23 protein-coding genes are annotated in these 22,751 nt (G+C 56.9%); 4 read left to right on the forward strand and 19 right to left on the reverse strand.

Going from position 1 to position 22,751, the window contains the following annotated elements; all coding sequences use genetic code 11:
- Window positions 1-139: 139 nt before the first annotated feature.
- The 12 genes from AFK62_RS02450 to AFK62_RS02505 all read right to left on the reverse strand — a co-directional run bounded on the left by AFK62_RS02450 (window position 140) and on the right by AFK62_RS02505 (window position 8,498).
- The gene (locus tag AFK62_RS02450; RefSeq protein WP_007666240.1) at window positions 140-1,063 is read right to left on the reverse strand and encodes an aminoimidazole riboside kinase; all 924 of its coding nucleotides are present in this window, start codon (window positions 1,061-1,063) and stop codon (window positions 140-142) included.
- A gap of 139 nt (window positions 1,064-1,202) precedes the next feature.
- Window positions 1,203-1,568, reverse strand: a complete 366-nt coding sequence (locus AFK62_RS02455) for a DUF805 domain-containing protein (RefSeq protein WP_007666238.1) — start codon at window positions 1,566-1,568, stop codon at window positions 1,203-1,205.
- Window positions 1,569-1,724: 156 nt separating this feature from the next.
- Window positions 1,725-2,711: a glutathione S-transferase family protein gene (locus AFK62_RS02460; RefSeq protein WP_032984053.1), complete on the reverse strand. Its 987-nt coding sequence runs from the start codon at window positions 2,709-2,711 to the stop codon at window positions 1,725-1,727.
- Window positions 2,712-2,782: 71 nt separating this feature from the next.
- Window positions 2,783-3,175: a DoxX family protein gene (locus tag AFK62_RS02465; RefSeq protein WP_032984051.1), complete on the reverse strand. Its 393-nt coding sequence runs from the start codon at window positions 3,173-3,175 to the stop codon at window positions 2,783-2,785.
- Between the two features lie 213 nt (window positions 3,176-3,388).
- Complete coding sequence (locus tag AFK62_RS02470) at window positions 3,389-3,685, reverse strand: YqjK-like family protein (RefSeq protein ID WP_007672696.1); 297 nt, start codon at window positions 3,683-3,685, stop codon at window positions 3,389-3,391.
- The gene (locus AFK62_RS02475; protein ID WP_007672694.1) at window positions 3,682-4,080 is read right to left on the reverse strand and encodes a phage holin family protein; all 399 of its coding nucleotides are present in this window, start codon (window positions 4,078-4,080) and stop codon (window positions 3,682-3,684) included. Before AFK62_RS02475 ends, AFK62_RS02470 begins: the two co-directional genes overlap by 4 nt.
- A gap of 2 nt (window positions 4,081-4,082) precedes the next feature.
- Window positions 4,083-4,385, reverse strand: coding sequence for a DUF883 family protein (locus AFK62_RS02480; protein ID WP_007672692.1), 303 nt, complete (start codon window positions 4,383-4,385; stop codon window positions 4,083-4,085).
- Window positions 4,386-4,420: 35 nt separating this feature from the next.
- Window positions 4,421-4,789 carry a DUF1090 domain-containing protein gene (locus AFK62_RS02485; protein WP_007672689.1) on the reverse strand — a complete coding sequence of 123 codons (369 nt, stop codon included), beginning with the start codon at window positions 4,787-4,789 and terminating at the stop codon, window positions 4,421-4,423.
- Window positions 4,790-4,938: 149 nt separating this feature from the next.
- Window positions 4,939-5,322 carry an EnvZ/OmpR regulon moderator MzrA gene (gene mzrA, locus AFK62_RS02490; RefSeq protein ID WP_007672687.1) on the reverse strand — a complete coding sequence of 128 codons (384 nt, stop codon included), beginning with the start codon at window positions 5,320-5,322 and terminating at the stop codon, window positions 4,939-4,941.
- Window positions 5,323-5,325: 3 nt separating this feature from the next.
- A complete protein-coding gene (gene yqjA / locus AFK62_RS02495) occupies window positions 5,326-5,988 on the reverse strand; it encodes a DedA family general envelope maintenance protein YqjA (RefSeq protein WP_007672686.1) in 663 nt (220 codons plus the stop codon).
- A 315-nt stretch (window positions 5,989-6,303) separates the two neighbouring features.
- On the reverse strand, window positions 6,304-7,083 hold the full coding sequence (gene exuR, locus AFK62_RS02500) for a transcriptional regulator ExuR (protein WP_007672685.1): 780 nt from the start codon (window positions 7,081-7,083) through the stop codon (window positions 6,304-6,306).
- 113 nt (window positions 7,084-7,196) lie between these two features.
- Window positions 7,197-8,498: an MFS transporter gene (locus tag AFK62_RS02505; RefSeq protein WP_007672684.1), complete on the reverse strand. Its 1,302-nt coding sequence runs from the start codon at window positions 8,496-8,498 to the stop codon at window positions 7,197-7,199.
- Window positions 8,499-8,970: 472 nt separating this feature from the next.
- Between AFK62_RS02505 and uxaC the strand changes: the two genes are divergently transcribed.
- From uxaC to AFK62_RS02520, 3 genes are all read left to right on the forward strand, one after another.
- Window positions 8,971-10,383 (forward strand): glucuronate isomerase, encoded by a 1,413-nt coding sequence (uxaC, locus tag AFK62_RS02510; RefSeq protein WP_007672672.1) that lies wholly within the window; start codon window positions 8,971-8,973, stop codon window positions 10,381-10,383.
- 17 nt (window positions 10,384-10,400) lie between these two features.
- Window positions 10,401-11,888: a UxaA family hydrolase gene (locus AFK62_RS02515; protein ID WP_007672667.1), complete on the forward strand. Its 1,488-nt coding sequence runs from the start codon at window positions 10,401-10,403 to the stop codon at window positions 11,886-11,888.
- 71 nt (window positions 11,889-11,959) lie between these two features.
- Window positions 11,960-12,502 (forward strand): YgjV family protein, encoded by a 543-nt coding sequence (locus AFK62_RS02520; RefSeq protein ID WP_007672662.1) that lies wholly within the window; start codon window positions 11,960-11,962, stop codon window positions 12,500-12,502.
- A gap of 32 nt (window positions 12,503-12,534) precedes the next feature.
- Here the strand turns inward: AFK62_RS02520 and sstT are convergent, their stop codons facing one another.
- The 5 genes from sstT to AFK62_RS02545 all read right to left on the reverse strand — a co-directional run bounded on the left by sstT (window position 12,535) and on the right by AFK62_RS02545 (window position 17,645).
- Window positions 12,535-13,782 (reverse strand): serine/threonine transporter SstT, encoded by a 1,248-nt coding sequence (gene sstT, locus AFK62_RS02525; RefSeq protein ID WP_053531692.1) that lies wholly within the window; start codon window positions 13,780-13,782, stop codon window positions 12,535-12,537.
- A 291-nt stretch (window positions 13,783-14,073) separates the two neighbouring features.
- Window positions 14,074-15,042: a TerC family protein gene (locus AFK62_RS02530; protein WP_007672659.1), complete on the reverse strand. Its 969-nt coding sequence runs from the start codon at window positions 15,040-15,042 to the stop codon at window positions 14,074-14,076.
- Between the two features lie 290 nt (window positions 15,043-15,332).
- Window positions 15,333-16,331, reverse strand: a complete 999-nt coding sequence (locus AFK62_RS02535) for a Gfo/Idh/MocA family protein (RefSeq protein WP_007672656.1) — start codon at window positions 16,329-16,331, stop codon at window positions 15,333-15,335.
- An 83-nt stretch (window positions 16,332-16,414) separates the two neighbouring features.
- Complete coding sequence (locus tag AFK62_RS02540; RefSeq protein WP_007672651.1) at window positions 16,415-17,107, reverse strand: SanA/YdcF family protein; 693 nt, start codon at window positions 17,105-17,107, stop codon at window positions 16,415-16,417.
- Between the two features lie 25 nt (window positions 17,108-17,132).
- On the reverse strand, window positions 17,133-17,645 hold the full coding sequence (locus AFK62_RS02545; protein WP_007672650.1) for a M48 metallopeptidase family protein: 513 nt from the start codon (window positions 17,643-17,645) through the stop codon (window positions 17,133-17,135).
- A gap of 85 nt (window positions 17,646-17,730) precedes the next feature.
- Between AFK62_RS02545 and rlmG the strand changes: the two genes are divergently transcribed.
- Window positions 17,731-18,861 (forward strand): 23S rRNA (guanine(1835)-N(2))-methyltransferase RlmG, encoded by a 1,131-nt coding sequence (gene rlmG, locus AFK62_RS02550; RefSeq protein WP_007672641.1) that lies wholly within the window; start codon window positions 17,731-17,733, stop codon window positions 18,859-18,861.
- Window positions 18,862-18,953: 92 nt separating this feature from the next.
- Here rlmG and AFK62_RS02555 read toward each other — a convergent pair whose 3' ends face one another.
- A complete protein-coding gene (locus tag AFK62_RS02555) occupies window positions 18,954-20,972 on the reverse strand; it encodes an oxidoreductase (RefSeq protein ID WP_007672638.1) in 2,019 nt (672 codons plus the stop codon).
- A 176-nt stretch (window positions 20,973-21,148) separates the two neighbouring features.
- Window positions 21,149-22,546 carry a putrescine aminotransferase gene (gene ygjG / locus AFK62_RS02560; RefSeq protein WP_007672635.1) on the reverse strand — a complete coding sequence of 466 codons (1,398 nt, stop codon included), beginning with the start codon at window positions 22,544-22,546 and terminating at the stop codon, window positions 21,149-21,151.
- Window positions 22,547-22,751: the final 205 nt, after the last annotated feature.

A 22,751-nucleotide genomic window follows, 5' to 3' on the forward strand; every position in this document is an offset into this window, starting at 1 on the left:
CATCATTGTGCTAACTTGCTAAACCGGTTTAGGAGGCAATCATAATCATGGCCCATTTTTACTGGCAATAAAATTAGCTAAACCGGTTTAGTGATTGTGATACGGTTCGCAAAACGGGCCGCGGCGGCGGCCCGTGCGATCAGGCGAGGTGTTTTTTGAGGTCGTGAAGGCGGGGCAGCGCTGTCATTGCGCCTTTGGCTGTAGTGGCAAGCGCACCGCAGGTTTGGGCATGCGAAAGCACAGGCGCCAGTTGTGAGGCATTGTGCGGCAGGCCGTGTGCCGCAAGGCCCCAGAGCAGCCCGGCGACAAAGGCATCGCCCGCGCCGGTCGTGTCGACACACGCCACCGGCACTGCCGGGTAACGGCGTAATTCACCGTTAAAGCAGGCATCAACCCCTTCTGCGCCGCGGGTAATAAGCAGCAGCGGGATCGCATGGCGTTGCGCCAGTGCCCGCGCGTGGTCTTCTTCTTCACCGCCGGTGATAAAGGCCAGCTCTTCAAGCGAAAGCTTCACCACATCGGCCTGGGTAAGGGCGCGTTCCACGCATTCACGCAAAATCGTGGTGTCCTGCCAGAGATCGTCGCGAATATTGGGGTCGAAGCTGATAAACCCGCCCGCGTGTTTTATCCGCGCCATCGCCTCAAACGCGGTATCACGCGAGGGCTGGGCGCACAACGCGATGGAACAGACGTGCAGCCATTCGCCCGCCGTGAACGGGGGGAGATCGCCTGGAGTGAGAAAGAGATCCGCTGACGGACGGACCATGAAAGTGAATGTGCGTTCACCGTGCTCATCCAGCGCCACGACGACCGTCGAGGTGCGGTGCGCCGGATCCTGATGCATCGCGCTGATATCCACGCCTTCGCGGGAGAGCGTTTGCATCATAAATTCCCCGAACGGATCGCGCCCGACACGGCCAATGAAGCCGCTCGCCCCGCCCAGTCGCGCCACGCCGACCGCCACATTTGCCGGGGCGCCGCCGGGGCACTGCAGTAACCGACCCTCGCCATCGGGCAGCAGATCCACGACTGCGTCACCCAGGGCCCACACTTTTGCTGACATGTGTATCTCCTTTGATTCATCTTGCGCTAAACAATAGTTAAACCGGTTTAGCTAATCAACAGACTTTGTGTGCATAAAAACAAAAGGGGCAACAAGAGGGGAAAGCACGCCGCGTCAGCGCGCGGCGAGCGGGTCGCGATCAGAGGTGGTGTTTAGAATCGGGGCCGAAGCGATTTTCACCGTGCGTCCCGGACTGGCAGTTGAAAATGAGGATCACAATCCAGCCGATGACAGGCACCAGTAACAGAAGCAACCACAACGCGGTGCGGTCGGTATCATGCAGGCGGCGGAACTGCACAGCCCACGCGGGCAGCAGCGCCAGCAGCCCATAGATAAGGCTCAGTAAACCGTATTCGCCCACAGCCCGCAGGCCAAGCATTTTGTCGAGCGCCAGCATCACGCCTGCCAGGATGAAATTCACCAGCGTGAACATCCAGAACTCTTTACGGCGCGCCCTGCCGGTAAAATTGAGGTAATTTCTAAACGCTTTAATGTACCAGTACATGCGTGTCCGCCTCCCTTGCCATCAATCACTTGTTTTTAAAGCGATCTACTTCAGTAAATGCTAGCTGGCGCCGGGCGAAACGGCCTGAAGGAAAACGGAAATTGTGAGCGCCGTCGGAACGGCGCATTTTTCAGAGGAGGCTTAGGGCGAAGCGGATTAACGGAAGCGCTCGTCGCGCCCGTGCGGCTCATTGAGATCCTGCCACGGCCCGATGGAGATAATGCCGGTCGGGTTAATGGTTTTGTGGCTGCAAAAATAGTGGTGACGAATATGCCCGAAATCCACGGTGTCAGCGATGCCCGGTATCTGGTAAATCTCACGCAGAAAGCCGTGCAGATTCAGGTAATCGCTGATGCGGTGCTTATCGCACTTAAAGTGCGTTACGTAGACCGGGTCAAAACGCACCAGTGTCGTCCAGAGACGGATATCCGCTTCGGTTAGCTGGTCGCCCGTGAGATAACGCTGCTGGCCGAGGATCTGTTCAAGACGCGACAGTGAGGCGAATACCTGTTCGACCGCTTCGTCATACGCCTGCTGACTGGTGGCGAAGCCCGCTTTATAAACGCCGTTATTGACGGTGTCGTAAATCCAGCCGTTTAGCTCGTCAATCTCAGTACGCAGCGCTTGCGGGTAGTAATCGCCGGCACGCGCGCCCAGCGCGTCGAAAGCGCTGTTGAACATACGGATGATATCGGCGGATTCATTGCTCACGATGGTCTGGCGTTCTTTATCCCACAGTACCGGCACGGTTACACGTCCGGAATAGTGCGGGTCCGCCTGAAGATAAAGCTGATAAAGAAAATCGTGCTGATAGAGCGTGTCGCCGGTGGCCGCCGGGAAATCGTCACCGAAGGTCCAGCCGTTTTCCAGCATCAGTGGATGCACTACCGAAACAGAGATAAACGATTCCAGCCCTTTAAGCTTGCGCATCATTAACGTGCGGTGCGCCCAGGGGCAGGCGAGTGAAACATAGAGATGGTAGCGATCTTTTTGTGCCGCAAAGCCGCCTTCGCCTGTCGGGCCCGGTTCGCCGTCGGCAGTGACCCAGTTGCGATACGCCGCCGAGGTGCGTTTAAAACGCCCGCCAGTGGATTTCGTGTCATACCAGGTGTCATGCCAGACGCCATCAATCAATTGTCCCATGGTGCTCTCCTGTTAGTCGTATCCGCTAAGTATGGCAAAAGCAGGCGGTGTGAGCCGCCTGCCTGTGGTCATTACCAGTTCTTTTTCAGAAGGCGATCCAGGCTATACGCGCCAGGACCCATCAGCGCCAGCAGCAGATAACCGCCTGCGATGGAGAAGTTCTTCATGAACATAATCGAGTTCATGTCTTGTGCGAAGTTGCCGTGGAACAAGAACGCGGTCAGGATGGTGAAGATAGCGGTAATCAGCGCCGTGGTGCGGGTCAGAAAACCGAAGATGATAGCCAGACCGCCGCCGAACTCAAGCAGGATAACCAGCGGCAGCATAAAGCCCGGTACGCCCATCGCTTCCATATATTGCTGCGTGCCCGCATAACCGGTGATTTTGCCCCAGCCTGCCACGATGAACAGAATCGGCATCAGGATACGTGCAATCAGTACACCAGCATCTTCGAATTTTTTCATTTTACTCTCCAGGGAAACCCGCTTCATCACGAAACGCTATCATTGTTTAAAGGGTTGCTTTACGCGGGGTTATCCGCGTTCTGCTGTTGATGGAGAGCATCATAGGGTGGGCGTGACGGGAATGTAAGCAAGGAAAACTGGCAATGTTATTCAAAAATAATGAAGGATTGGCGAAGGGGTAAAAAAAACGCCTCTCAGCGAGAGGCGTTGTTATCAGGGGAGCTGTTGGCGCATCGTTGTGCGGACTAACCGCCAGGTACTCCAGGCGGCGAGCCCGCGCTTGGCCCAGCGCATCAGGAAATTCGGGTTACGAATGCTCCAGATGGCCATGGCGCTGCTGCCCACCAGCGCCCAGGAGCGCAGGCTTAATAGCGTGTTCCAGCTGCGATCGTAAGAGCCGGTCACGGCAAACCAGTCACGACGACTGGCGGCCATATCCAGCCGTTGCTGCTGGATTTGACTGAGCAGCAACGCTTTGCGCCGTTCGCGCTCGGCTTTGCTCATACTCATGATTTGTCATCCTCAAGCAACTGGCGATCGTTTGAAAGCTCATGTCGCGTGTGGCGCAGCAGCGTCGACTGACGCGATTTCTTAAGCGTCCAGATACCGCCTATCAGCGCCAGGACAAACAGCGCGACGGTGGTACCAATCATGACGTTAAGGCGATACTGCGGATCGACGGCCCAAATGAGCAACACCATCAGACTCATCAGTCCAAAGGCGGCAAACAGCATCGTCAGACCAGTCATCAGCAGCAGCTGAAAGAGGTTAGCTTTCTCCTCTTCCAGTTCCACCACGGCGAGCCGTAAACGGGTTTCCACCATCTCAACCAGCACGGTGACGATACGTTGTCCGATGCCGAGAACGCTTTTACCCGGCCCTTGTGCGTGACGAGGTTCCGTCATAATCAGCGACGCGTCAGCAGTACGCCCAGCACGACGCCAATAGCCGCACCGATACCTACGCCAGTCCACGGATTTTCACGCACATATTCTTCTGCGCGCGCCGCGGCTTCACGGGTCTGTTTGGCAATCACATCGCCGGTTTCGGTTAAGTGATAGCGGGTGTCTTTAAGCGCGCGTTCCGCTTTATTGCGAATCTTGCTCATCTCTTCTTTCGATTTATCCCCGGAGGCGGTCAGCACCTCTTCCAGCGTATCGGCAAGCGATTTCAACTCAGCGCGCAGGTGATCGGTATTTTCTTTTGACATAATGCTCTCCTGATAAGTGAGGGTTATCCATAAGCTCAGTAATCTTGAGCTTTCAGCGCCTTCAGTTCTCGCTCGGCTTCAGCGAGCTTGTGACGACGTTTGGCAATTTTATCGGCATCGCCTTTCTGCGTTGCCTCTTGCAATTCGGCGCGGCGTTCCGCCACTTCCGCGTCCTTCTCCGCGATTTTCTTGCGGTGATCGGCGATAACGTCGCTGTCGCGGCAGTTGTCGCGTACCTGACTTAGCGCTTTTTTCAGTCCGTCAATGCGGCCCTGGTTGTTATGCTGCTGCGCGTAACGGATCTCCTTTTCAATCTCCTGCGCTTTCTCTTCGCAGGGGGAGACGGCAAGCGCTGCGGCATTCCAGGAAAAAAGGGCTAAGGCCAGTACTGTGCGGTAATTCATGGTCAAACCTTCCATTGTGTTGCGCAGGCCCAGGCCAGACGCGGTTCCGGTTAATTGCGCGGACAAGACAATGGGTTGCGCTTACTCAAGCATAGTAAGTAATGACGCAAACCCCAAAGTCTGTGAAAAGATTCAGATTCCTGGAAGGTTTATCCCAGGCGCTGAATGTCGTGACGCAGGCGTGAGAGCCAGGCGGGAGTGAGGCTTTTTTCTTCCTGCTGGGCGATAACAAAACCGCGCGGCAGCGAGCGGTAGAGCACTTTGCGTGCCGCTTCGCTCTGATCGCTGGAATCAAATTTAATCAGCAGAATGTCATCTTGCGGGGTGATACTTTTAAAACGAATGCCGTTGGCGTCGAGATGGTGCCAGACGGAAAAACCGTCCGGGATCATCGCGCCCTGAGAGACCGCGCGGATCTCAAGCGTCGTTTCATGTTTTTGCAGCGCCGCCCAGCTTAACAGCACTGCCGCAAGCAGCGTTCCTGCTGCAAGCGACAGGGTAAGGCGACGAGAAAAACGGGAAGAGAAGGCCATCCTTTAGCTCCGGTTTCCATGTTTTTTCTTCCACAACACGACCAGCGAGCCGACCAGACCAATTACCAGCAAGACCACTGGCAAGAGCATCAGGCAGGACATCAATGCGTCCTCATATTTGAGGAACACCGGCGTTTTGCCAAGCAGATAGCCGAGCGTGGTTAAAATCACCACCCACAGCAGGCCGCTCATCCAGTTAAAGAACTGGAAACGCGCATTATTGAGGCCGGAGATGCCTGCGATAGTCGGCAGCAACGTGCGGACAAAGGCGATAAAGCGGCCGATCAACAGCGCTGACAGCCCATGTTTATGGAAAAGATGATGCGCACGCTGGTGATAATGCGCGGGCAGATGAGAGAGCCAGTTTTGCACGATACGCGTATTGCCAAGCCACCGCCCCTGAATGTAGCTCACCCAGCAGCCGAGACTTGCAGCGGCCGTCAGCAACAGGACGGTTTGCGGATACCCCAGCGCGCCTTTGGCGATAAGCACGCCAACGAGCACCAGCAGGCTATCGCCCGGTAAAAAGGCGGCAGGCAGCAGACCGTTTTCCAGGAACAGGATCATAAACAGCACAAAGTAGAGCATGCCGATCATGCCAGGGTTGGCGAGCGTTTCGAAGTCCTGGCTCCACAGCGCGTTGAGTAATTGTGTCAAAAGTTCCATTCAGTGATCCTGGCACATCGGTTAAAGCCAATGGGGTAGAACAGATAGCATGGCGACATTTCTGAGGTATGAAGGACGTCAACAGCGCTCTGTGCGTTCCTGGTGCCTGCACGGCTCCGTGTGCGATGAGAGAAGTAAGCAAGTGCTAACTTTTTCACCAGGAAATGCGTCTAATTGTAACAAAGCTCTGCCTGATGCGTCACAGAAATCGTGCTTTGTTGAGGAATGATTTTGCTTTCCAGGGACCAGGCTTGCGAGGGTATTTACACAGGCTGACACTATATATGGTTTGCTTACCCTCGCGGTAAGAAAGGGTTACTTTTCGCTGTTTGCTGCCGCGTCGAGATGAACCACCGGGTTTTCGGCAAAAAGATAGCGGTCGGCGTTGAATTCAAAGTCGTCACTGGTTTCGTTAAACAGCATCTGTTTAGTGTTTTCAAGATGCTGCCACATGGCGAGTTTAGCGCCGTGAGGGTCTTTACGAATCAGCGCCTTAAGGATTTTGTCATGATCGTCGCACCAGTTATCAACGGTGCGTAAATCGATATGTTCGTGCAGTTTTTTCCAGTACGGGTTATGAACGCGCTGAGTCCACATTTTTTCAACAATAGCGGCCAGCGCGCTATTTTGCGTGGCGAGCGCAACCTGAACGTGAAACAGTAAATCCCATTCGGAGTCGCGGAAGAATTTCTCGTTGCGCGCTTTTTCCTGGATTTCCATCAGCTTGATGATGTCTTGCTTGGTAACCTGAGTTGCGGCGAACTCGGCGATGTTGCTTTCAATCAACTGGCGGGCTTGTAACAGTTCGAACGGACCATAGCTTGCAAATTCAAACTCCTGCTCGGGGGCAGGGGCATGGTATTTCGCCTGGCTGGCAATCACATGGATGCCAGAACCTTTGCGTACTTCAACATAACCTTCCACTTCCAGCATGATGATGGCTTCGCGCACTACGGTGCGGCTGACGTTTTTCTCGTCTGCGATAAATCGTTCGGCAGGCAGTTTCTCACCAACCTGATAAACACCGTCTTCGATGCGTTGTTTAAGCTCGGCGGCCAGTTGTTGATACAGACGACGCGGTTCTGCAATTTCCATGGGTGACTCCAGTGAACACAATACTGCTTAGATTTGTTATACCACTTTTCGGGTGAGCCCTCCACTCGACGCGCATGAAAAAGCCGCCCGTAGGCGGCTTTCCAGAAGATTGATCAGTGTTGTGTGACGGGGGCACCACTTCGCGCCTCTTGCTCCAGTTCACTGGCGGGTTTGTTTTTCAATACCGTCCAGATAACCAGCGCACCCATCAGGTCGAATACCGCCAGTACGGCGAACAGCGGGCTAAAGCCGATGGTATCAGCCAGCGCACCGACCACCAGTGCAAACAGGGTGCTCGCCGTCCAGGCCGCCATACCCGTCAGACCGTTAGCGGTCGCCACTTCGTTACGACCAAATACGTCTGAAGAGAGGGTAATCAGCGCGCCGGAGAGTGACTGGTGCGCAAAGCCACCGATACACAGCAGCGCAATCGCCACGTAAGGGCTGGTGAACAGGCCTATCATACCAGGGCCAATCATCAGTACCGCACCCATCGTCACAACCATTTTACGGGAGACAATCAGGTTCACGCCAAACCAGCGCTGGAACAGCGGAGGCAGATAGCCGCCGACGATACAGCCGAGATCGGCAAACAGCATCGGCATCCAGGCGAACATTGCGATCTCTTTCAGGTTAAAGCCGTAGACTTTGAACATAAACAGCGGGATCCAGGCGTTGAACGTACCCCATGCCGGTTCTGCCAGGAAGCGCGGCAGCGCGATGCCCCAGAACTGGCGGGTGCGGACAATCTGCCACGGCGACATTTTTTTAGCGTTGTTCGTCTGATGTTGCGCTTCCTGACCGCTAATAATGTAATCACGTTCTTCGGAGGTCAGTTTTTTCTGATCGCGCGGATGTTTGTAGAAAATCAGCCAGGCCATGGCCCAGGCGAAGCTCAACACACCAGAGATAATGAATGCCATTTCCCAGCTGTGCATCACGATAGCCCACACGACCAGCGGCGGTGCGATCATGGCCCCAATAGAAGACCCTACGTTGAAATAGCCCACCGCGATAGAGCGCTCTTTCGCCGGGAACCATTCGGAGCTGGCTTTCAGGCCCGCCGGGATCATCGCCGCTTCTGCGGCACCCACTGCACCACGAGCCAGCGCCAGGCCGCCCCAGCTGCCTGCCAGCGCTGTTGCGCCGCAGAAGATAGCCCAGGTTACCGCGAAGAAGGCGTAACCGATTTTGGTGCCGAGGACATCCAGCACGTAACCTGCAACAGGTTGCATTACGGTGTAAGCCGCGGAATAGGCCGCGATAATATAAGAGTACTGTTGCGTGGAGATGTGCAGCTCTTCCATCAGGGTCGGCGCTGCGGCCGCCACGGTGTTACGGGTCAGGTAACCCAGCACGGTGCCCAGCGTCACCAGTGCAATCATGTACCATCGTAACCCTTTAATTTTACGCATTGGAAACCTCATCGTTTAATCATTCCCCGTGCAGGCAAGGTGGTATGCCAGCTTGCACGGTACTCATTCAGTAACGGGAGGCGCACCGGAGGTGTTATCGGTGCCGCCCACGCCTTGCCATTCAGTATTCATGGGACAAATCCGGTATCCGTTCCGGCTAATGGGATGAATTCTCAACCCTTAAAACATTCCGTGGGTTTATATGTTGCGACGGCAGAAAGATAACTTGTCATACAGCTTTAAAAGTTGAGTGCCATCACAAAAGCATCTTTCTTTGTAAGGTTACGTCAGGCGTGGCGCAAAGCCAGACGTGGCGCGGGCTGGCGGGGTGTTTACCCCGGAAAGGGTAGATTATTTGTGTGCTTTTATTGATCTGACTCACGAAAATAGCTTCGGTCACTAGAAATTGGTGTGATAACTTTGTCAGCATCATGCTAACGCATCTGAATTACTGGCTCAGAGGAAGCATAAAATGACCCCGTTTATGACCGAAGATTTCCTGCTCGACACCGAATTTGCCCGCCGTCTCTACCACGACTACGCTAAAGATCAGCCGATTTTCGACTATCACTGCCATCTTCCGCCGCAGCAGATTGCCGAAAATTACCGGTTTAAAAACCTGTATGACATCTGGCTGAAAGGTGACCACTACAAGTGGCGCGCCATGCGCACTAACGGCGTGCCAGAAAAGTTGTGTACCGGCGATGCGAGTGACCGCGAGAAGTTCGATGCGTGGGCTGCCACAGTGCCGCACACTATCGGCAACCCGCTGTACCACTGGACCCATCTGGAGCTGCGCCGTCCGTTTGGCATTACCGGCAAAGTGCTGTCGCCAAAAACTGCCGATGAGATCTGGAACCAGTGCAACGACCTGCTGGCGCAGGACAGCTTCAGCGCCCGCGGCATCATGCAACAGATGAATGTGAAAATGGTCGGCACCACCGACGATCCGGTGGATTCACTGGAGCATCACGCGACCGTCGCGAAAGACAGCAGCTTCAGCGTTAAAGTGCTGCCGAGCTGGCGCCCTGATAAAGCGTTCAACATTGAACAGGCAACCTTTAACGACTACATGGCGAAACTCGCCGAAGTCTCCGACACCGACATTCGCCGCTTTACCGATTTGCAGACGGCGCTTGCCAAGCGTCTCGACCACTTCGCGGCGCACGGCTGTAAAGTGTCTGACCATGCGCTTGACGTGGTGCTGTTTGCTGACGCCAGCGAAAGCGAACTCGACAGCATCCTGGCGCGTCGTCTGGCAGGCGAGACGCTCAGCGAGCATGAAGTAGCGCAGTTTAAAACTGCCGTGCTGGTCTGGCTTGGCGCGGAATACGCCCGCCGCGGTTGGGTGCAGCAGTACCACATCGGCGCGCTGCGTAATAACAACCTGCGTCAGTTCAAACTGCTGGGGCCGGACGTTGGCTTTGACTCCATCAACGACCGCCCGCTGGCGGAAGAGCTCTCGAAACTGCTGAGCAAACAGAACGAAGAAAACCTGCTGCCGAAAACCATTCTCTACTGTCTGAACCCGCGTGATAACGAAGTGCTGGGCACCATGATCGGCAACTTCCAGGGCGAAGGGATGCCAGGCAAGATGCAGTTTGGCTCCGGCTGGTGGTTTAACGATCAGAAAGATGGCATGGAGCGTCAGATGACCCAGCTCGCGCAGCTCGGCCTGCTGAGCCGCTTCGTCGGTATGCTGACCGACAGCCGCAGCTTCCTGTCTTACACCCGTCATGAATACTTCCGCCGCATTCTGTGCCAGATGATTGGCCGCTGGGTGGAAGCAGGCGAAGCGCCCGCGGATATCGACCTGTTAGGCGAGATGGTGAAAAACATCTGCTTTAACAACGCCCGCGATTACTTCGCCATTGAACTCAACTAAGGCCCTTTGAGGTTGATATGCAATACATCAGGATCCATTCGCAGGATAACGTTGCGGTAGCGCTGGCGGATCTGACCGAAGGTATGGTCGTCGCCATTGACGGGCTGTCCGTCATGCTGTTGCAGCCGGTGACGCGCGGGCATAAGTTCGCGCTGCTGCCCATCGCACAGGGAGAGAACGTCATTAAATATGGCCTGCCGATAGGCCATGCCCTGGCAGATATTGCGCCGGGCGAACATATTCACTCCCATAACACCCGCACCAATCTCAGCGATCTGGATGAGTACAGCTATCAACCCGAAGCGCCCCAGGCCGGTCAGCAGATGGGCGATCGCGAGGTGCAGATCTATCGCCGCGCCAGTGGCGAGGTTGGCATTCGCAACGAACTCTGGATTTTACCTACCGTGGGCTGTGTCAACGGCATCGCGCGTCAGATCCAGAACCGTTTCCTGAAAGAGACGCACGACGCGCAGGATATCGACGGCGTGTTTCTCTTCAGCCACACCTACGGCTGCTCTCAGCTTGGCGATGACCACATCAACACCCGCACCATGCTGCAAAACATGGTGCGTCACCCGAACGCCGGGGCGGTGCTGGTAATCGGTCTCGGCTGTGAAAACAACCAGGTGGACGCGTTTCGCGAGACGCTCGGCGATTTCGATCCGGCGCGTGTCCACTTCATGGTGTGCCAGCACCAGGAAGATGAAGTGGAAGCGGGGCTTGAGCACCTGCACGCGTTGTATGACGTCATGCGCCACGACAAACGCGAGCCAGGCAAACTGAGCGAGCTGAAGTTTGGGCTGGAGTGCGGCGGTTCGGATGGGCTGTCCGGCATCACGGCTAACCCGATGCTTGGCCGGTTCTCTGATTACGTGATTACTAACGGCGGCACCACGGTTCTGACTGAAGTGCCAGAGATGTTCGGCGCGGAACGTATTCTGATGAGCCATTGTCGCGACGAGGCGACGTTTGAGAAAACCGTCACCATGGTGAACGATTTCAAACAGTACTTTATCGCGCACAACCAGCCGATTTATGAAAACCCGTCGCCGGGTAACAAAGCAGGCGGTATCACCACGCTTGAAGAGAAATCGCTCGGCTGTACCCAGAAAGCGGGCGCAAGCCAGGTCGTGGACGTGCTGCGCTACGGCGAACGCCTGCACACGCCGGGTCTTAACCTGCTGAGCGCGCCGGGCAATGATGCCGTGGCGACCAGCGCGCTGGCGGGCGCTGGCTGTCACATGGTGCTGTTCAGTACCGGGCGTGGTACGCCGTACGGCGGCTTCGTTCCGACGGTGAAAATCGCGACCAACAGCGAGCTGGCCGCGAAGAAACCGCACTGGATCGATTTCGACGCCGGTCAGCTTCTGCACGGCACCGCGATGCCGCAACTGCTGGAGAAGTTCGTCGACAGTATTGTGGCGATCGCCTCCGGTAAGCAGACCTGCAACGAGAAGAATGATTTCCGTGAACTGGCCATCTTTAAAAGCGGTGTGACGCTGTAGGCTTTGCACTGCGTATTCCTCACACGGCGTTTCATTTATGAAGCGCCGTTTCTTTTTGAGAAGGATTATTTATGACCGCGTATTGGCTAGCCCAGGGCGTTGGGGTCATCGCCTTTCTTATCGGTATCACCACTTTTTTTAACCGCGACGAGCGTCGCTTCAAGCTGCAACTGGCGGTCTATAGTGCCGTGATTGGCGGTCACTTTTTTCTGATGGGCGCGACGCCTGCCGGCATGAGCGCGGAGCTTAACGCGCTGCGAACGGTTATCTCACTTCGCACCCGCAGCCTGTGGGTAATGACGCTCTTCATCGTGCTGACTCTGACGCTCGGGCTGATAAAACTCCATCACGTCATCGAACTGCTACCGATTATCGGCACGGTTGCCAGCACCTGGGCGCTGTTTCGCTGCTCGGGGCTTACGACGCGCTGCGTAATGTGGTGCTCGACCGCCTGCTGGGTCACGCATAACTTCTGGATTGGCTCCATTGGCGGCACGCTGATCGAGGGCAGTTTTCTGATTATCAACGGGCTGAACATTGTGCGTTTCTGGCGGATGAAAAAGCGCGGTATCGATCCGTTTAAGATTGAAAAAGAAGTGGTGGAAAAGGGGTAAATACCGGCGGCCCGAAGACCGCCGGTGAGGTATCAGCTACGCAGCGCGTTGCTGGCAAGACGATTATCTTCCGCCTGGCACGCCGCCGCGGTGAAGAGGACGTCCGTTGAGGAGTTCAGCGCGGTTTCGCAGGAATCCTGCAGCACGCCGATAATAAAGCCCACCGCGACAACCTGCATGGCGACATCGTTCGGAATGCCGAACATGTTGCACGCAAGCGGGATCAGCAGCAGCGATCCACCAGCGACACCCGACGCGCCGCAGGCGCACAGCGACGCCACCATGCTCAGCAGCAGCGCGGTCGGTATATCCACCACAATGCCCATCGTATGTACTGCGGCAAGCGCCAGCACGGTAATCGTGATAGCCGCGCCCGCCATGTTGATGGTGGCACCCAGCGGGATCGACACCGAATAGGTATCGCGATCCAGATTCAGTTTTTCGCACAGCGCCATGTTCACCGGAATATTGGCCGCCGAACTGCGGGTAAAGAACGCCGTCACGCCGCTTTCACGCAGGCAAGCGAACACCAGCGGATACGGGTTGCGACGAATTTTCGCATAGACGATCAGCGGGTTTATCACCAGCGCCACCAGGAACATACAGCCCACCAGCACCATCAGCAGTTGCGCGTAGCCCCACAGTGCCTCGAAACCCGTGGTCGCGAGCGTAGAGGAAACCAGACCGAAGATCCCGATCGGTGCGAAGCGGATAACGAGCCGCACCATAAAGGTGACCGCATCGGACATATCGTTAATCAGGTTTTTTGTGGTGTCGTTGGCATGGCGCAGCGCAAAGCCTAAGCCCACAGCCCATACCAGAATGCCGATGTAGTTGCCCTTCAGCAGCGCATCTACCGGGTTCGCCACCATGCTCAGCAGCAGATCGCGCAGCACGCCGACGATGCCTGTTGGCGGAGTAACGTCCGTCGCGCCAGCGACGAGGTGCAGTGTGGAGGGGAAGATAAAGCTAAACAGGACGGCAGTGAGCGCCGCCGAAAAGGTGCCCAACAGATAGAGCACAAGGATAGGGCGAATATTGGTTTTCTGACCGTGTTTGTGGTTGGCGATAGACGCCATGACCAGCATTAATACCAGCACCGGTGCCACGGCCTTCAGCGCGCCGACAAACAGCGTGCCGAGCAGCCCGACTGCGATGGCGCTGGGTTTTGAAAGCCAGGCAAGCAGAATACCAAGCACCAGACCTACCAGGATCTGTTTTACCAGGCTGCCTTGCGCCAGGCGGCGCAGCAGACCGCCGCCCTGAGATTGCGTCGTCATACTTATTTCCTTCAGAAGTGATGTGGTTGCATCCGTGTCGTGTTCTTAAGCCACGTTTATTCGGGATGTAACAATTGTTTGCACGGACGAGTATAGGGATTTGTTGGCCCGGAGGAAGGGGATAGTGCTGGATTTTCTGAACTGCTCCCGTTTTTTAACTATCTATTAACGTTATTGTGACAATATCAACAATTCCGGTATCAGGAGCATTGCAAAAGCGCGGGCCGTGACGGGGCATAAAAAACGCCGCCTGCGAAACACAGGCGGCGTTATTACGACTGGCGCAGGTTATTACTCTGCGAGTTTTTTCTTGTCGTTGCGATGATTAACCCAGGCGTTAATCACAAGCGTCGTGACCAGAATACCGCCCACCACCCCAAGCGAAATGGCGATCGGGATATGGTAGAAATCGACAATCAACATCTTGATGCCGATGAATACCAGAATGACCGACAGGCCATATTTTAGCATCGAGAAGCGTTCTGCCACGCCCGCCAGCAGGAAGTACATCGCACGCAAACCGAGGATGGCGAACAGGTTAGACGTCAGCACAATAAACGGGTCGGTGGTGACTGCGAAAATCGCCGGGATGCTGTCCACCGCGAAAATCACGTCGCTCAGCTCGACCATAATCAACACCAATAGCAGTGGTGTGGCGTAAAGCAGGCCATTTTTGCGTACAAAGAAGTGCTCGCTGTCGATACTGTCGGTCATGCGCAGATGCCCGCGTAGCCAGCGCACCAGCGGTTTGTCGCCAATGCCGCCTTCATCTTCTTTCGCGAGCGCCATTTTCACGCCGGTAAAGAGCAGGAACGCGCCGAACACATAAAGCAGCCATTCAAACTGCGTGATAAGCCAACTGCCGGCGAAAATCATGATGGTACGCAGCACGATGGCGCCCAGCACGCCGTAAATCAGCACGCGACGCTGTAGCGCAGGCGGTACGGCGAAGTAGCTAAAGAGCATCAGCCAGACGAAGACATTATCCACCGCGAGCGCTTTTTCGATGAGATAACCGGTCAGGAAGGCGAGCGCCTGGGTATCTGCTACTTCGCGCCCTGCGGTGCCGGTGAGATACCACCAGAATGCCGCGTTAAACAGCAGTGACAGCGAGACCCAGACAATGGACCAGACGGCCGCCTGCTTCATGGTCATGGCATGTGCGCCGCGCCGCCCCTGAAGCAGAAGGTCGATAGCCAGCATAATGACCACGATGACGGCGAAGCCGCCCCACAGTAAGGGAGTGCCGACAGTATTCATAAGTTAAATCCTCAAAAACAAAAACGGCTAACGTCAGAAGACGTCAGCCGCTTTGCCTGAGAGCACCGCATAGACCTCGCCTTCCGGCAAGGTCTCACTTACAGTCGCCGCGTTATCGCCGCTCAAGCCGCATTACTGCGGTGGCGCGTAACGAGTTAACTGCCCGACGACCGGATGCATGGCATCGTAATGACGACCGTCGGCAATAGAAGTTACTCCCCTTTGCAAGTAACAAACTATTACAAGACATTTATGCGGTCAATGCCTCGTCGGGGCGCTTTTACAAAGCTTTACGCCAGTTGTGGCGTGATGACGTCATCGGCCGGGAATTTCACGCCGGTCTGGGCGCGGATCTCGGTCAGTAGCTTCGCCGTCACGCGGCTTACCGTTAAGCCCGGATGATTGACTTCACTGGTCTCAACCAGGCGCGCAAACGTCTCGGCTTCATACAGCATAGTATTAATGTGCTGCGGCAGCGTCAGCGCCTGCGGTTTGCCGCCGCGCGGTACAAACGTGATGCGCTGGCATTCGGAGATTTTCTCGATGATAAGCGAGCCGGCCTCGCCCTGGATTTCGCTTGGCAGCGTCGAGTCACTCACCTTGGAGTGCAGCAGCGTGACGTCGAAATCGCCGTAGTTCATCTGCACCGTGCCGTGGGCGTCCACGCCGCTTTCAAGCAGGCTGGCGGTGGCTTTGACGTCATGCGGCTCGCCCCACAGCGCTACGGCGCTGGCAAGCGTATAAAAGCCGATATCCATGATAGATCCGTTCGAGAACACCGGATTAAAGGTGTTCGGATTTTCACCGTCGAGATAACGCTGGTAGCGTGATGAATACTGGCAGTAGTTAAACAACGCCTTGCGCAGTTTGCCCACTTTCGGCAAAGCCTGTTGCAGCGCGATGAAATTCGGCAGGCTCGCGGTTTTGAACGCTTCAAAGAGCACCACCTGGTTTTCGCGCGCGCAGGCGATGGCGGCTTCGACTTCCCGCAGGTTCGACGCGAGCGGTTTTTCGCAAATCACATGCTTTTTATGGTTCAGAAACAGGCAGGACTGGGAAAAGTGCAGCGCGTTGGGGCTTGCGAGATAGACCGCGTCAACGGCGTCGCTCTGCGCCAGCGCCTCCAGCGAGGTGAAAAGATGCTCCACCGGGTAATCGCTGGCAAACGCCTGCGCCTGTTCCAGGCTTCGGGAGTAGATCGCAGTCAGCGTGAATTTGCCCGTCTCGTGGGCGGCATCGACAAACTGGCGGGTGATCCAGTTCGTTCCAACAACGGCGAAACGTATCATAAAGGCGTGTCTTCTCCGGCAGTGAATATCCTTTCAGAGTAACACGCGAAAATGACAAAACCAGTGCGCGTGAACGCAGAACGTTACGGCTGGGGCGTGTAAATATTGCACCCGCGCGGCGCGTCTTTCGGGCCTATGGCGACCTGTGGGCCAAGAAAGTGCGGCTCGCGGCGCAACAGGCGCGCGTCAAGCAGGGCACGCACACGGGCGAATCGCTCGCGCAAGAGCGTGTATTGCGTGTGGCGAAACGCCGGATCTTCGGCGTTAAACCCGATGGCATCGATGCCGTAATGCTGGGCGAGGAAAATAGCGCGCTCATTATGAAAGGCCTGCGAGATAACCATAATGCGGTTTTCCTTAAACACCTCGCGGGCGCGCACCACGGAATCCAGCGTTGAAAACCCGGCGTAGTCGCAAAAAATCGCGGCGGCAGGCACCCCATGGCGGTTAAGCGCCTCGGCCATGGCAGTCGGCTCGTCGTAATCGGCGCGGCTGTTGTCGCCGCTCACCAGCAGCCAGGAGACTTTACCTGCATGGTAGAGCGCGGCAGCGGCTTCAATGCGCCGGTTGAAAAAGCGGTTGTCAGGCCGGGCACCCAGCACCAGACCCACCTTGCGCGGCGGCGTGTTTTCCACCACGTCATAAAGTTTGCCTGCGGCTGCGTGGGTGACCGCGCGGTCGGCTGCGATAATAGCGATAACCGATGCCAGCGTGCCGGTCACGACCAGCAGGGCGATGACGGCGAAAATGTGTTTCCAGCGGGAAGAGAGTGTCACGAAGCGTCCTTGCAAAAGCCTGATATTACGCCGTTGGTCCGTCGCGTTGCGTCAGCGCAAGCTGAGTCAGCCACAGGCGAGTGTCGAATTCGAGCTGATGATACTGCGGCTCCATATGGCAGCAAAGCTGATAAAACGCTTTGTTATGCTCTTTCTCTTTTATATGGGCCAGTTCATGCACCACGATCATTCGCAGAAAATCTTCCGGCGCCTGGCGAAATACCGTGGCGACGCGGATCTCCGCCTTCGCCTTGAGCTTTCCGCCCTGAATGCGCGAAATGGCGGTATGCAGCCCAAGCGCGTGTTTCATGACATGGATTTTATTGTCATACGCCACTTTATTCAGGGGCGGGGCGCTACGCAGATAGCGGTTTTTCAGCGCCTGCGTATATTCATACAACGCTTTATCGGTCGTAATCAGATGCTTGTTCGGGTAGCGCTTTTCCAGCACCTCGCCGAGGCGGTTCTGGTCAATCAGCGTGCGCACCTGGGCAAGCAGCGATTCCGGGTAGCCCTGCAGATATGTCAGTGTGGTCATCACGGCCTCAGCGGGTGAAAAAAAGGTTTACTCAGGGGTGTAATTAAGGGATAAAACGCGCGGATTTTACCATTCGGGAGGGCCGATGAGCCAGGTGGAGTTACTCAATCAAACATTGACGCTGCAGCGTTTTCCGCCAATGCCGGAAGAGACGCCGCTGCAGGCCTGGGAGGCGGCGGACGACTATCTGCTGCAACAGGTCGATGCACCTGCCGGCCCGGTACTGATTTTCAACGACAGTTTCGGCGCGCTCGCCTGTGCCCTGGCGACGACCCGCCCGTATAGCATCAATGATTCGTTTATCGCGCACCAGGCCACGCGACATAACCTGCGCCTTAATGATATCGACGAGTCGCACGTGACAATGCAGGACAGCCTGAGCCCGCTGCCCGCGGCCCCTGAACTGGTGCTGATAAAGATCCCCAAACAGCTCGCGTTACTTGAGCAGCAACTGCGCGCGCTGCGTGCGGTCGTGACGCCGCAAACGCGCATTATCGCAGGCGCTAAAGCGCGTGATATTCACACATCGACGCTGGCACTGTTTGAGAAAATTTTAGGGCCGACCACGACGACGCTCGCCTGGAAAAAGGCGCGTCTCATCCATTGCGCGTTCAGCGCGCCGGTGACTGACGATGCGCCCGAGACCTTAAGCTGGAAACTCGACGGAACCCCGTGGACGATCCATAACCACGCCAGCGTATTTTCCCGTACTGGCCTCGATATTGGCGCGCGCTTCTTCATGCAGCATCTGCCAGAAGCGGTGGAAGGTGAGATGGTGGATCTCGGCTGCGGCAATGGTGTTATCGGCCTGACGCTGCTCGCGCAAAACCCGCAGGCGCGGGTGCGGTTTGTCGACGAATCTTATATGGCGGTCGCCTCAAGCCGTCTGAATGTCGAGACCAACCTGCCGGAGGCGTTAGAACGCTGCGAGTTTCAGGTGAATAACGCGCTGACGGGCGTGGAGCCGGAGAGCTTCCACGCGGTGCTTTGCAACCCGCCGTTTCATCAGCAGCACGCCATTACCGATCATATCGCCTGGCAGATGTTTCAGGATGCCCGCCGCTGTCTGAAGTGGGGCGGCGAGCTGCGCATCGTCGGCAACCGCCACCTGGATTACTACCGCAAGCTGAAGAAGCTTTTCGGCAACTGCACGACCGTCGCCACTAACAATAAGTTTGTGGTGTTAAAAGCGGTGAAGTTGCGTAAAAGCCGGTAAGGAACGCCCGCCGTTGCGGGTTCCGTCTCCTCTCTTTGCTGGGCGGGTAACCAACGTGTACCCGCCGCTGTTCAGACTGGTGACGGCGTGTGTTAAATCGCCAGCGCCAGCCGGGTGCCTTGCTCGATGGCGCGACGGGCGTCAAGCTCCAGCGCCACATCGCAGCCGCCAATCAGATGTACCGGTTTACCCGCCGCGCGCAGTGGCGCCGCCAGCGCCTGTTGCGGCTCCTGGCCTGCGCAGATAATCACATTATCCACCGCCAGTACCTGGGGTTCACCGTTCACCCGCACATGCAATCCGCTATCATCGATACGCTCATAACTCACCGCCGGGATCATCTTCACGCCGCGCGCGAGCAGTGTGGCGCGATGTATCCAGCCGGTCGTCTTACCAAGCCCGTCGCCGGGTTTTCCTGCCCGGCGCTGCAACATCACTATCTGGCGCGGGCTTTTTGGCAGCACGGGTCCTTCCGGGCGCAGGCCGCCGGGCGCGTTCAGGCTGGTGTCGATGCCCCATTCCACGCAAAACTCGGCGATATTCTGGCTGGTGGCTTCCCCCGGCTGACTTAAATACATCGCGGTATCAAAACCAATCCCGCCGCAACCGATAATCGCCACGCGCTCGCCTACCGGGCATTTATCACGCAGCACATCAAGGTAGGTCAGCACCTTCGGATGATCGATGCCTTTGATATCCGGCACGCGCGGCACAATGCCTGTGGCAAGCGCGACCTCGTCAAACGCCGTCAGCGTCTCAGGCGTCACCCATTCGTTGAGACGAAGCGTCACGCCCGTCACCTCCAGCATCCGGCGAAAGTAGCGCAGCGTCTCGTAAAACTCCTCTTTGCCGGGGATCTGTTTGGCGATATTAAACTGCCCCCCGATGTCCCCCTGTGCGTCAAACAGCGTCACCTGATGGCCGCGCTGCGCGGCATTAACCGCGAACGCCAGCCCGGCAGGGCCAGCGCCCACTACCGCCAGCCGTTTGGGGGCATGGGCGGGCGTGGCGACCATTTCGGTTTCATGGCAGGCGCGTGGGTTCACAAGACACGAGGTGACTTTCCCGGCAAAAATCTGATCAAGGCAGGCCTGGTTGCAGCCAATGCAGGTATTAATTTCCGCCTCGCGCCCGCTCGCCGCTTTGGACAGCAGTTCGGCGTCGGCCAGGAACGGGCGCGCCATCGACACCATATCGGCATCGCCCGCCGCCAGAATCGCCTCCGCCACATGAGGATCGTTAATGCGGTTAGTCGTCACGAGCGGCAGGCGGGTCTGCCCGCGCAGCTTGCGCGTCACCCAGGTAAACGCACCGCGCGGCACCGGTGTGGCGATAGTCGGCACACGCGCCTCGTGCCAGCCGATCCCCGTATTGAGGAGCGTCGCGCCTGCGGTCTCGATGGCTTTCGCTAACTGGACGGTTTCGGCAAAGGTCGAGCCGCCTTCAACTAAATCCAGCATTGAAAGACGGTAGATAATGATGAAATCGCGGCCCACGCGCTCACGCACCGCGCGCACTACCTCCACGGCAAAGCGCATCCGCCGCGCGTAGTCGCCGCCCCATTCATCCTCGCGCTGGTTAGTCCGCGCCGCCAGGAACTGGTTTATCAGATAGCCTTCTGAGCCCATTATTTCAACGCCATCGTAGCCCGCCTCGCGCGCCAGCGACGCGCAACGGGCGAAATCCTCAATCAGCGTCAGGATCTCCTCGTGGGTCAGTTCGTGGGGGGCGAAACGGTTGATGGGTGCCTGTAGCGGCGATGGCGCGACAGGGCGCGGCTGAAAGCTATAGCGGCCAGTATGCAAAATTTGCAGCGCGATTTTGCCCCCTTCGCGGTGCACGGCCTCGGTCACCAGCCGGTGAGGGGGCAGATGGCTTACGTCGTTCAGCACCGCGCCGCCATGCAGCGCCACGCCGGAGGGCGATGGTGCGACGCCGCCCGTGACAATCAGCGCCACGCCGTGGCGGGCGCGCTCGGCATAAAACGCCGCCAGACGCTGTGCGCCGTCCGGATGTTCCTCCAGCCCGGTATGCATAGAACCCATCAGGACGCGGTTTTTAAGCGTGGTGAAGCCGAGGTCGAGCGGGGCGAACAGCGACGGGTAGCTCATGATTGCACTCATCCAGTGTAAAATAATTGTTATGTGGTCGGATGAGTTAATGATTAAGCGATCGACGCCCAAAAGGGAAAGAGACAATCTAATGATTGTGATGGCAATCAAACTTCAGGCGGGGGTGAAAAGGCGTCGCGCCTTCGCCGCCAGGGACGAAGACGCGCGCCTGTGGGTTAGCTTTCGGCGGCAATCACCGCGTCACTGCGGGTAGTGCTGAGCGTCTCCAGTGCCGTACGGGCGGCAGCGATCACCTGTTCGCACTGTTCGATGGTCAGCGTCAGCGGTGGCTCAATGCGGATGGTTTTCGCATTATTGAGCGTCCCTGCCACCAGCACGTGCTGGCGGAACATTTCACTCGCGAAACGGTAGCCGGTTTCGTTATCGGTAAACTCGATAGCCATCAACATGCCTTTGCCGCGGGCCTCCTGCACCAGTTGCGGGTACTCGCGCGCCAGCTGGCGGAAGCCATCCAGCAGCATGTCGCCTTTCTGCTCCGCCTGGGCCGGCAGATTCTCTTCCAGCAGCACATGAATGGTAGCAAGCGCCGCCGCGCAGGCGAGCGGGTTGCCGCCAAACGTTGTGGTGTGCAGGAACGGGTTGTCAAACAGCACCGAGAACACCTCTTCCGTCGCGACCGTGGCACCGATTGGCATCACGCCGCCGCCCAGCGCTTTGGCAAGGCACAGAATGTCCGGCTGCACGTTCTCATGCTCGCAGGCAAACATCTTGCCGGTGCGGCCCATGCCGGTCTGCACTTCGTCGAGAATAAGCAGCGCGCCGTATTCATCGCAGAGTTTACGTACCGCCGGCAGATAGCCCGGCGGCGGCAGGATCACGCCGCCTTCGCCCTGTATCGGCTCAAGGATCACCGCGGCGACATCATCCCCCGTTTTTTTGCACTCGCTGAGTAGTTCGCGCAGCGCCTCAATATTGCCAAACGGCACGTGGCGAAAGCCTGGCAGCAGGGGCATAAACGGTTTACGAAACGCGGCTTTGGCGGTGGCAGAAAGCGCACCGAGCGATTTCCCGTGGAACGCGCCGCTTGCGGCCACGAAGGTGAATTTGCCGCGTGGCGACTGATACGCTTTAGCAAGCTTCAGCGCCGCCTCGACCGATTCCGTTCCACTATTGCAAAAGAAGCTGTATTTGAGTTTGCCGGGCGTCAGCGCGGCGAGGGTTTTGGCGAGCATGGCTCTTAGCGGGTCGAGCAGTTCCTGACTGTGCAGCGGCTGCTTCGCAAGCTGATTTTCTACGGCGGATACAACAACTGGATTACGGTGCCCCACGTTAAAAATGCCAAACCCACCCAGGCAATCAAGGAACTCCTGCCCCTGGGTGTCGACAAGCGTATTAAGTCCTCCCGCCTGCCACTCTACGGCTCCGTAATCCCCGCCAGCGGTCACTGATTTTCGGTACTCTAAGAACCCTGGATTAACATGCTGCTGGAAATAATCGTGAACCTCCCGGTTAAGTGCTTTCATCTCCTCATGCGTCAGCGTTCGCTTTTCGATGAGATTCAGTGCGTGCGCGGTACAGGCAAGAGCCGAGGCGCTGTTAGGTAACCTGTTCAAAATGTGCCCCTTTGGATCGCGTATCACATGATACCGATTTTAAGTATTGCAGCCTTTACGCCACATCGGCGTGGGAGGTGAAAATCGGGATAAACGCCTGTGAGGCTGCGGGGGACGCGGTACGAAATCATTCTTAAAAAGGCATAGCCGCGCTTCATGCTGCCCCCGCAGGCCGCATTCCAGGCGGGCTCACGGGAACGCGCAC

The sequence above is a fragment of the Cronobacter condimenti 1330 genome (assembly GCF_001277255.1).
Lineage (GTDB): Bacteria > Pseudomonadota > Gammaproteobacteria > Enterobacterales > Enterobacteriaceae > Cronobacter > Cronobacter condimenti.